This window comes from Lelliottia sp. RWM.1 (assembly GCF_016859735.1).
Taxonomy (GTDB): Bacteria; Pseudomonadota; Gammaproteobacteria; order Enterobacterales; family Enterobacteriaceae; genus Enterobacter.
Map to the genome: position 1 here is coordinate 1 of NZ_WLVC01000134.1, position 847 is coordinate 847.

Here is an 847-nt window from a genome sequence, read left to right on the forward strand (position 1 = left end):
GCCTTGGAGGATGGTCCCCCCATATTCAGACAGGATACCACGTGTCCCGCCCTACTCTTCGAGTTCACACCAGATGCATTTTTGTGTACGGGACTATCACCCTGTACCGCCGGACTTTCCAGACCGTTCCACTAACACACCTGCTGATTCAGACTCTGGGCTGCTCCCCGTTCGCTCGCCGCTACTGGGGGAATCTCGGTTGATTTCTTTTCCTCGGGGTACTTAGATGTTTCAGTTCCCCCGGTTCGCCTCGTTAACCTATGTATTCAGTTAACGATAGTGCAACGAATTGCACTGGGTTTCCCCATTCGGACATCGCCGGGTCAAAGGTTCATATCACCTCGCCGACGCTTTTCGCAGATTAGCACGTCCTTCATCGCCTCTGACTGCCAGGGCATCCACCGTGTACGCTTAGTCGCTTAACCTCACAACCCGAAGATGTTTCTTTCGATTCATCATCAAATTGCGAAAATTTGAGAGACTCGGACACACCTTCATCTGTTCTTATTACGGAGAACAGACACAGTGTGTCGTTTCAATTTTCAGCTTGATCCAGATTTTTAAAGAGCAAATATCTCAAACGTGACTCGCTGCTCACGCAACGGAATCAGTTTTGAGATATATCGGCAGGTGACTTTCACTCACAAACCAGCAAGTGGCGTCCCCTAGGGGATTCGAACCCCTGTTACCGCCGTGAAAGGGCGGTGTCCTGGGCCTCTAGACGAAGGGGACACTGAAGTCTCAATCGCAAGACGCCTTGCTATTTACTTTTCATCAGACAATCTGTGTGGACACTACAAAGGCAGGTTCTTTAAGGTAAGGAGGTGATCCAACCGCAGGTTCCCCT

The 847-nt window shown here is 50.3% G+C and carries 1 tRNA gene and 1 rRNA gene; both read right to left on the reverse strand.

The annotated features are described in order from the left end of the window. Positions 1-425, reverse strand: a 23S ribosomal RNA gene (locus tag GF617_RS26905); the annotation flags it as partial. Between the two features lie 231 nt (positions 426-656). Continuing rightward, positions 657-732, reverse strand: a tRNA-Glu gene (locus tag GF617_RS26910). Positions 733-847 lie beyond the last annotated feature (115 nt).